This window comes from uncultured Methanobrevibacter sp. (assembly GCF_937881195.1).
In the GTDB taxonomy this organism is placed as follows: Archaea; Methanobacteriota; Methanobacteria; order Methanobacteriales; family Methanobacteriaceae; genus Methanobinarius.
The window spans coordinates 1-10290 of record NZ_CALGFC010000009.1; the positions used below are offsets into that span (position 1 = coordinate 1).

Here is a 10290-nt window from a genome sequence, read left to right on the forward strand (position 1 = left end):
ACTACAATAATACTATAATATAACTACAATAATACTATAATATAACTACAATAATTACTATAATTACTATAATTACTAAATTAATTAATATAATAATTACTATAATAAAAAAATATTATCATCAATAATATTAATAATTATACTTATTCTTCACATATTATTTTATGTATAAATTAAATTTTATTTAATTATTCAATGAAAATAGTATCTAATCTTGGTTCAACAAAACAACATGGGCGAATAGCTAATATTCTAACACCACTTGCTCTTTGAGGACCAATATTTACAAATGATCCAAGTAAAGTTGTATTTCCACCTAACCCCATTGGACCAATATTTGTTTTATTAAGTTTTTTAGTTATATAATTTTCAGTTTCTGATTGATAATCTAAATTACCATAAACCATAGATTTTATCATCAAAGAATTAGCTTCATAATGTGTTCTTCCAATACCAATAGCAGGTATTGAAGGAGTACATCCTAAAAGATTTAAATTACTCTTAAGTATATCCACAGCTACATTTAAAACCTCTTTATAATCTCGTTTATGAAAAACTCGATATGTTTTAGCTCTTATTTCAGGACCTCCCCCTAATAATAACAAATTTATTTTTATTTTTCCATACAAATCTTCATTATCAGATTTTTCAATTATAAATGATGGAGGGATTACCATATCGCTTTCCCCATAAAGACCTTTAGATTGCTCAATCCGCTCCAAATCATCACCTTTAACAGCCATTGGCCTACCAGGAAGATTTTTAAGCCCATTTTCTATCCCTTTCTTAATTTCATCCAATAAATCTGAAGATATTGATGTATTTTCACCTAACTCAATAAAAATATGTGGAATTCCAGTATCATCACAAAGAGGAAGTTTTTGTTTATTTGCAATTTCTGCATTTTTAAGCATAAGTTCTAATGCCCATGCTGCATTTTCACTAGTTTCTTGACTTAAAGCCCTCTTAAAGGCATTTATCCTATTTTCAGGATATGAAGTACTAGCTTTAATTAATCCTTTTTCTATTTTTGATGATAAATCCATAGTATCATTTCAAATTTATAAATATTTCAAAATATTGTTAGAAATTAATTTAAAAATTAAATTTTCACTTTTATCTTTTTTAATTCCATAAATGAATTTAAGTCAAATTATTTTAATAAGCTATTGTCAAAAATAACATTTTTATTTATTTTAATCTTTTCAATTATTTTTAAGGACCTAAAAAGAGAATATAATAAAATATCTTTTAATAATATTGTAATAATTATAAATATTTAAATTTTTCTAATGAATAAAAAATAATATTTAATGAAAAATATTATTATAATTTGATTTATAAATCCTGTACAAAAAATTAAAAAGAGTGAGTTTTTAAGGCCTCTTATTTAAAAAAAACTCGAGGCGAATCATATTTTTTGTTTATTAAAAAATAAATTATAAGAGGCCCTAAAACATTGACCACACTCCAATTTTTAGGTTAAATTTAGGCCCTCTAAAAATGAAAATATTAAAACATAGTTATTATCAAAAATGAATTTCAGGGGTTTTAATAGAGAGCCTAAAAATAAAACCCATATTAATAAACTATTGATTAGTAGCGAATAATCACTATTAATCTATACATTAATATGTGAGTAATCACTATTAATCTATACATTAATATGTGAGTAATCACTATATAAAACTTTCTATATAATATAAAACTTTCTATATAATATTAAAAATTCTATTTTAATAATTTAATAATTTTAATAATCAGTTATTTTAATTATTAATATAATAATTAAATCAAAAAATAATTAGCTTTATATTAAATCAAAAAATAATTAATTTTATTTAGATTCAATAGCTTCAGGGTAATATCTTTCAATCATGTTTTTAACTAAAATAACTTGATTAATTCGTTCCTTAGCTTCTTTTGAAGTAGTATCCCAATTATGACTTTTAGCTACTGAACCTCCTGTTTTTAAATATACAGGAGCAGCTACTTTGATTATTTTTGGAACTTCATAATGACGTATAAAACCACCAGTAGATTTTGGATTTTCTGTATGAATATCAATAGGTATATTAATTGCTTCCCTAATACTTGCAATCATTGGAATAGACAAATCACGAACAGGATTGAAAGAATTTAAGCCAATACTTTCAAATAATTTTGCAGAAGCAGGATTTCCAGCACCTGCATGAGCAGAAAGCTTAAATTTAACATCTTTAGCTATTTCCCCTTTTTCTCTCATTTTAGCTAAAGCCCAAAGTAATCCTTCATCATAAAGAACTATGCCTCTAACTCCCAAGTCTAATGCTCTTTTAACATCTTCAATTGCATAAACTAAATTATCATAACCTCGAAGACGATATCCAATCCTTGAGCCTTCTTTAGTTTGAGCTGTGGCACTAGTATCATATACAGCACGAGGCCCTACACTTAAAAAAAGATCTAATTTATTATGTTTAGACAATTTAACCATTTCTTCAATTTCTTCATCAGTCAAAAACATGATCCCTTTTGTTTGAGTTACTCTATGAATTTTAACATCTTTTTCTTCAAAAGCAGAAATTAAAGAATTTAAAGTTGAAGGTTTCTGAATACCTGGAACTTCAAACTTATATTGACTACCATCAGAAAACCTTTTTTTTGAATAATAATTAGAATCAACCTCATTAATGCCAATTTTTTTAAGAGAAGATTTTGTTTCTTTCATTTTTACAGCCAAGATATTTTATAATATTATAAAAATTATACAAATTTCTTAATAATTCATTAAAATCATATTACTTTATAACCTATATTATTTTATAATATATATTATGTTATATCCCATATTATGTTATAAATTATTTATAATGAAATATATTATATTTGTTTAAATTAAATTATATATTGTACTAAAATGTTGTAAAAAATTTAATGGAATAATTATATTATTAAAATCATATTTTAACTAATTTTAAGATGTTTTAAGCTCTTGACAAGTAGGACAATAATAGATAGTTCCTCCTAAGTAAGATTCTTTAATAATTTTATCTCCACACAGAGTACAAGGATTTTTAAATGTTTTAGAAGATAATATTACTTCATAGCCCCCATACTCTCCAAAAAGTGTTTTTTCAGTATTTCTACCACCATTATCAGTCATTTCAAATAATGTTCTTTTTATACTATTAAATAAATTTATTTTGTCTTCTTTAGATAATTTTTTGAGTTTACTTTTAGGATTTATCTTTGCATTAAATAATATATCTTGTAAAGTACCATTTCCTAAACCAGGAATACGCTGTTTTGTAGCTAAAAAAGATTTAACTGATGAAATAGGTCTAACTTCAGAGATTAAATTTTCAAAATATTCAAAATCAAAATTGTCTGATAAAGGAGAAGGTTTATTAACCGCAATATCAAAATATTCATTTTTATAATTATTAGCTAAACTAACATGTAATTGAGCATACATACGAGCAGAGCATACAATTGCTGTAGAATCTTCAAATTTTATTAATAATTGGTTTTTTTCAGGAATTTCTTCTCCATCAATATACTTAATAAGTGTATCTTCCCCTAAAACAATAATCATTTCCTCATCGGTAAATTTATTTCTATTTTCAAGAGAATTTAAATTATTATCAGAATATTTATTGAAATCATTTTTAATTTTAGACTCCTCAACAGAAGAAATGCTAATCTGACCACCATAAGCATTAGCTCCCCCAATAATTTTTCCCTTAAGAAGGTCATTATATCCCTTGGAATCATTGTAAAAAAATGCAAATTTATGAGGATGAGTGTTAGTAATAACACTTACTATCTTCTTTCCTTTAATTGTTTTATTTAATTGATTTGCAATAGTATTGCTCTCTGGAATCTCAATCATGAGTAAACCCTTTAAAAATTTATTATAATTATTATAATTATCATGATTATTTTAATAATTATTAAAATAACCATTATTAAGATATTATAATTCGGATATTATAATCATAATATTATTCTTATAATTATTAAAAAATTTATTATTATAATTATTATATATTAATTATAACTATTATTATAAGCATTAAACTATTATTATAAGCATTATTATAACTATTATATTACTTATCTATTTTTATTTCAATTATGAAATACAAATTAATCTTTAATAAACATTTAAATTATTAATTAATTTTTTTCATGAAATCAACAATGTTCAAAAATTCTAAATAATCAATATTCTTTAAATTATCTAAATTAAAGTTAGGATTCAAAGATTCAAATTTTTTTAAAATATCCTCTTTAGAAAAAGGATTTTCAGCTTCGCCCTTTGGAAGCATTACAGAATTTTCATAATTCCCCTTAAAAGTTTTAATTATAATTTTTGAAGGCCTAAAATTAGGAGTCAGTTTATTAAATTCTTCAGATTCTTCGATTTTTATTAATTTCAAAATTTTTTCTAATTTAGGTTCATTTAAATTAAATTTATCTCTATTAATTTCATTTTCATCAAAAAAATGAAAGGCTACTGCATATGGCAAACTTTGTTTAATGTCCTCTTTATTTTTTGGATTGAAATTATTATGATTACTTGCAATTTTATAGGTTATTATAGATATTTCATCAATATCATCAATATTTAAATCATTATTATCCTTAATATTCACAATACTATCTATTGAAGAATGTAAATGTCTACAAAAAGGGTATTTTTTAAGATAAACTTCATTAATATGAAATTTTCCTATTGATTTATTTAAATAATCATTTAAATAATTTTTAGTGTTATTTATGCCAATATCTTCCAATAAAAAGAAAGACATAGCTTTCAAAAAGCCCTCATTACCATCCATAATAGATTCAGCTCCAGTGAATCCGTTTTTAGCTAGATAAGCAGATAAAATACCATTAGAAACAGACTTGCCTAAATGAAGTTGTTTTCCCATTGTCCCCATGTGATCAGACTCAAGAAGTCCAGAACTTTGAGTTCCACAAAGTCCCAAAGCATTTATAGTCCTTTTTAAATCCAAATTGAGTAGTTTAGATGTGACTGCTCCTGCTGAAAATGTCCCAATAGTTCCACTTGTATGAAATCCTTGATTTCTATGATACGGATTGACTAATTTTCCAAGAACAATTGCTACTTCATATCCACATATTACTGATTCTAAAAATTTTTTACCATCAACATTATTTGCTTCAGCTACAGCTAAAGCTGATGAAAATACAGTAGCTCCAGGATGTAATTGTGCAAATCTATGACCATCATCTAAATCGAGTGCATGAGCAGAAATGCCATTAATAAATCCTGCAATAAGGATATTAGAATGACCATTACCAATGATAGAAGACTTTTGATTTTTTAAATTATCATTAAACCCAAAAAGTTCATCAATAGATTTTAAAGCTATTTGAACACTTTCTTCAAGAAAACCCCTATTAGCCACTCCTAAAAAATCTAAAAGGCATAATTTAGCTTTTTCAATTGTTGTTTTAGGAATTTTATCATAATCTAAATTTACAATAAATTTAGATAGTTCTTTTATAATCATACATAAAATTCATCATTATTTCAAACAAAAACTAATTAAAATATAAGTGATTATCTTAATAAATATTATGCGAAATTAGTTATTATTATATATTGGTTAAAAAATTATTTTTCATCACTTTTAGAAAAAATACAAATAGAAATATGTTAAACAATACTAATAAATTTTACTTCTTTTATATACTACAAAAATAAAAATTAGTTTTAATATATACAAATAATTAATTCAACTGTCCAGTATTTCCGTACACTTGAAAAATAGCTTATAAAGTAAATATAAAAAATATATAAAAAATAGTATTTACACTTGAAAAAACACTACTTGCAGCTGCAAGAGTAATAATCTCAAATGAAAAAAATAAAATAAAATTGTATTAAATATAATGGTAAAATTAATTTAATATTTAATTAATTAAACAGAAAAAATAAATCCCAAATAAAAGAAAAAAAACTAAAAAAGAGAATATATAATAATTAAACACTAGCTAAATCTTTTTTCATAGCTGGTGCATGAATATTATTGATTGCAGAAGAATCCATAGTTTTAATATCTCTAGAATTATGAATTACAACCTTTACTTCAACTTCTAAAGAGATAAGTTCATCAGTTATACAAATACTCATTCTCACAGGCCCTCTATTACTCAAATATTGTTTATCAGGAACATCAAAAATTTTAGAAGCATCTAATATCTCGAGAGCAACAGGAACATCATTTTTATCAAAGTCCAAAATAATTCCTTCTTCAAGTTCAACAGATTCTTTGTACTCATAATCATCTTTAACTCTAATTCCAAAAACATCAAAATGATAATCATACATGGACTCTATATCTATACTTTTATTGGGTTTCACGCTCTCGCAACCTCCTATCTTCCTTAAATGGATATGCTGTAACAACTTCGATTTCTCTATTATCAGTTATTTCAATAATAATATACAAATCATGCATTGTCTTATTTTTATCAGGATAAATCAATTTAAACCTATTTTCCCTAGTTTTAGTAATTCCTAAAGGTATTTTATTACAAATACACTTTTCAATATAATTAAAGTCAATACTTCTATGAAACCAATTATTTAAAACATGGTCAATAATTCTGATATCTCCACAATTTTTTATGATATCTAAAGCCTGTTCAAGATCATAATCAAAAATAGAAAACACCAAACCTTTCTATAAAAAAATCTCAATTAAAAAAATTTATAGTGTATATTATGTTTTTTAAATTATATAATAATTTTGTAATTTTCAATACATTAGTATGATATACTATATATAGCTATCGCTAAGTATTGAAAATATGAATATATTTATCTACCTTGATAAAGGCATATAAATTTTTTCCCTTGATTATCATATTGCAAGTGTAATAAGTACTTCAAATGTAATACTTATTTCATGTGTAAAAAAAATAGTATATTTAAAAATATTTAAGTATAATTATTAAAATATTATTATTTAAGAAACTATAATGAAATAAGGACTAGAAAAAATGGGATTTAAACGACAAAGAAATATAAATAAAGTAGTTTAATAAATTGAATATCAATCTTCTTTGTAAATAACTACTTCTCCTGTGTTTTTCTGAATAATTATGTTCATATGTTTTTCTGGGTTAGAAGAGCTATTTATAGCATGCCATATTTGAAAACCATCTTCTGGTTCAAAATTTGTTACCATATCATATCCTTTAGATTCTGCTAATTTTTTCACATAATCATCTTTTTCTTCAGAACTCATGTTACTAAAATTTTGAAGTTTTATAATTTTATCTCCTTCTTCAAATTGAGCTTTATAAGAAATAGGATTATCCTGCGAATTATTAGATTCTGATGACCCCACAGCTGTTTCAGAAACTATATTAGGAGACAAATAGAATACTCCTCCTAAAAAAGCAATGAGGATTATTAAAAGGATAATTATTGATTTATTTTTCATAATATCATTAAATTATATATTGTATACTCATTGTATAAGAATATTTCCAACTATATGCATAAGGTGTTGAAGTAGGGAGTTTAATAATTGACCCATAAGCATCTGTCGGTAAGACTATAGCAGTACCTCCTGAAGCAGTTATATAATCATTGTTTTTTTTAGCTGAACTGAAAAATCCATAGGTAGCGCCGATAAATCCGGAAACAAAGACTTTACTAGTAACTTTTTTAAATGTGAGTTCCATTATTGCATTCCATTTATTAGGATTGCTTAATTTAAAATCAAATTTATAAGCTTTTATTCCAGAAGGTAATAAATAGACATATCCAGAATCAGTATACCCTCTACCGTATATGTTTGACATTTTATTTTTAGATATTGTTTTTATAAAAAACTTTTAAATTATTCACAAATACTTTTAAATTGTTTATAGATTTATTTATAGATTTTTGTAGATATATCTAAAAACTTAAGTATATTATTTAAATTCTCATTTATCATATTTGTTTAAATTTTCATTATTATTTATAAACTTTTTAAAAATTAAAAATTTAATTGTTATAATTTATTATATTATAATAATTAATTAATCTATATCTAAGGGTAAACAATCAATTTATATCAACTGATAAATAATTAATTTAAATCTACTAATAATTAATTAATATCATAATGAATTATCAATTAAATTATTGATAATATTTATTTAAGTATTGAAATATAAAAGTTATTTATTAAATTTATATTTTATTAAATTTATATAATATTAATTTATAAAATCAAAAATGTTAATTTACACAATTAGATTAAAAAAATAATAGAAATTTAATTATAATTTTATAATCAAAGAAATATTATAATTTTATACTTAAAAGAATATTATAAATTTATACTCAAAAAAGTATTATCTTCCCCTATTATATAATTAAAAGAATATTATGAATTTATACTTATATAAATATTTGTTATCTTATATTAATTTATAATTAAGAGAATATTATGAATTTATATTTAAATAAATCAAATTACAATTAAAGAGGTTCTAGAATATGGTTATGGAATTATTAGCTCCTGCAGGATCTTATGATGTTTTTAAAATTGCAGTTAATTTAGGTGCTGATGCTGTCTATTTAGCTGGGCAAAATTTTGGAGCTAGAGCATATGCAGAAAATTTTACTACAGAAGAAATTAAAAAAAGTGTTGAATATGCTCATTTAAATAATGCAAAAGTCTTTATTACAGTTAATACACTTATAAATAATTTTGAAATAATCGATTTTTTAAAATACATATTTAAGCTTTATAAAATAGGTGTTGATGCAGTTATTGTTCAAGATTTCGGAGTTTTAAAACTATTAAAATCTATTTTCCCAGAAATGAAAATTCACGCCTCAACACAGATGTCATTAAATAATTATTATAGCGTACTATGGGCAAAAGAAAATGGTGTTTCAAGAGTGATATTTCCTCGTGAACTTAGTATTGATGAAATATCCAAAATACATAAAAAACTAAAAAGAAACGATGTAGATATTGAATTAGAAGTTTTTTCACATGGAGCTCTTTGTTATTCTGTTTCTGGAAATTGCTACATCTCTTCTTTAAATAATGGAAGGAGCGGTAATAGAGGAGCTTGTACCCAACCTTGTAGAAGAGAATATTTGTTAAAATATAAAGGACATAAAGTGGGTGATGGTTATTTACTATCTACACATGATTTAAATCTGTCTGATGATTTAGATAAACTAAGTGAGTCAGGAATTGATTCAATTAAGTTAGAAGGGAGAATGAAATCCGAAGATTATGTTGGAACTATAGTAAATTCATACAGAAACCTCTTAAATAAAAAAGAAGGATCATTTAAAGATGATTTAAACCTTGTTTTCAATAGGAATTTTACAAAAGGATATATATTTAATCAAAAACCTAGCGAAGTTATGGGTCGTGAAAGTTCAGGACATATTGGATTTTACATTGGAGAAATAACATCAATAAACAGAGAATATCCCGAAATAGTCCAAGAAAACACAGATACCAAGAATAAAAAACTGCATAAATATAAAAAAAGAAAATCAAAAGAAGAAAATGAGAAAGATGATGAATCAGAAAGAAGAGTTAGAACTGTTAAAGAGATTAAAGTTTCTAAAAAAAATCCAATTCAAATAGAAAAAGGAGATGGAATAGCATTTAAATTTGGCAATAAAATTAAAGGAATTTATATTGATGATATTATCGAACAAAACGAAGAATATATAGTTTTTAATACAACAAGAAATATTAGAGTTGGAGATAAAGTTTATATAAGCTATTCTAAGTCAATTCATAAAGAACTTAAAAAGTATAAAAAAGAGTTTATTCAGTCAAAAATACCTATATCATTGAATATGTTTTTAGATGATAAATTAAATATAAAAGTAAATATCAATTATACTTTAAATGATGATATGATTGAATTTGAGTATATTGCCTCTTCAAAATTTGAAAAAGCTATTAATCGCCCTATTAAAAAAGAAGAAATAGAAAAACAATTATCAAAAACAGGAAATACTCCATTTTTTGTTGACAGAACAGAAATTAATAATTTTAAAAATGATATTTTCATCCCAGTTTCCAAATTAAATGAAATTAGGCGAGAAATACTTGAAAAAGCCACTGAAACTCTTTTAAATTATTATAAAACCGACAAAAATAAAATTAATGATGCGAAAAGTAGGCTAAATCGATTTGTTAAAAAATATAAATCTAAAAAAGATTTATCTAAAAAAGAGCTATCTAAAAAAGAGCTATCTAAAAAAGAGCTATCTAAAAAAGAGCTATCTAAAAA

At 23.6% G+C, this 10290-nt stretch carries 9 protein-coding genes; 1 reads left to right on the forward strand and 8 read right to left on the reverse strand.

Annotation, left to right across the window (positions count from 1 at the left end; translation table 11 throughout):
- Window positions 1-188: 188 nt before the first annotated feature.
- The 8 genes from Q0087_RS01185 to Q0087_RS01220 form a co-directional block, all read right to left on the reverse strand.
- The gene (locus Q0087_RS01185; RefSeq protein WP_297897559.1) at window positions 189-1046 is read right to left on the reverse strand and encodes a fumarate hydratase; all 858 of its coding nucleotides are present in this window, start codon (window positions 1044-1046) and stop codon (window positions 189-191) included.
- 791 nt (window positions 1047-1837) lie between these two features.
- Window positions 1838-2710 (reverse strand): peptidase, encoded by an 873-nt coding sequence (locus Q0087_RS01190; RefSeq protein ID WP_297897562.1) that lies wholly within the window; start codon window positions 2708-2710, stop codon window positions 1838-1840.
- Between the two features lie 246 nt (window positions 2711-2956).
- Complete coding sequence (locus Q0087_RS01195) at window positions 2957-3874, reverse strand: hypothetical protein (RefSeq protein ID WP_297897565.1); 918 nt, start codon at window positions 3872-3874, stop codon at window positions 2957-2959.
- A 283-nt stretch (window positions 3875-4157) separates the two neighbouring features.
- Window positions 4158-5525: an MmgE/PrpD family protein gene (locus Q0087_RS01200; protein ID WP_297897568.1), complete on the reverse strand. Its 1368-nt coding sequence runs from the start codon at window positions 5523-5525 to the stop codon at window positions 4158-4160.
- A gap of 473 nt (window positions 5526-5998) precedes the next feature.
- Window positions 5999-6379, reverse strand: a complete 381-nt coding sequence (locus Q0087_RS01205; protein ID WP_297897571.1) for a DUF2283 domain-containing protein — start codon at window positions 6377-6379, stop codon at window positions 5999-6001.
- A complete protein-coding gene (locus tag Q0087_RS01210; RefSeq protein WP_297897574.1) occupies window positions 6366-6692 on the reverse strand; it encodes a hypothetical protein in 327 nt (108 codons plus the stop codon). Before Q0087_RS01210 ends, Q0087_RS01205 begins: the two co-directional genes overlap by 14 nt.
- Window positions 6693-7073: 381 nt before the next feature.
- Window positions 7074-7466, reverse strand: coding sequence for a hypothetical protein (locus Q0087_RS01215; RefSeq protein ID WP_297897577.1), 393 nt, complete (start codon window positions 7464-7466; stop codon window positions 7074-7076).
- A 7-nt stretch (window positions 7467-7473) separates the two neighbouring features.
- Window positions 7474-7830, reverse strand: coding sequence for a hypothetical protein (locus Q0087_RS01220; protein WP_297897580.1), 357 nt, complete (start codon window positions 7828-7830; stop codon window positions 7474-7476).
- 685 nt (window positions 7831-8515) lie between these two features.
- Between Q0087_RS01220 and Q0087_RS01225 the strand changes: the two genes are divergently transcribed.
- Window positions 8516-10290: U32 family peptidase (locus tag Q0087_RS01225; protein ID WP_297897585.1), on the forward strand; the 1775-nt coding region annotated here is incomplete at its 3' end.

What these genes read in the sequence shown, in the direction of transcription:
- Q0087_RS01200 (WP_297897568.1), bottom strand. Translation starts at nt 5,525, where the DNA reads ATGATTATAAAAGAACTATCTAAATTTATTGTAAATTTAGATTATGAT.
- Q0087_RS01185 (WP_297897559.1), bottom strand. Translation starts at nt 1,046, where the DNA reads ATGGATTTATCATCAAAAATAGAAAAAGGATTAATTAAAGCTAGTACT.
- Q0087_RS01195 (WP_297897565.1), bottom strand. Translation starts at nt 3,874, where the DNA reads ATGATTGAGATTCCAGAGAGCAATACTATTGCAAATCAATTAAATAAA.
- Q0087_RS01190 (WP_297897562.1), bottom strand. Translation starts at nt 2,710, where the DNA reads ATGAAAGAAACAAAATCTTCTCTTAAAAAAATTGGCATTAATGAGGTT.
- Q0087_RS01220 (WP_297897580.1), bottom strand. Translation starts at nt 7,830, where the DNA reads ATGTCAAACATATACGGTAGAGGGTATACTGATTCTGGATATGTCTAT.
- Q0087_RS01215 (WP_297897577.1), bottom strand. Translation starts at nt 7,466, where the DNA reads ATGAAAAATAAATCAATAATTATCCTTTTAATAATCCTCATTGCTTTT.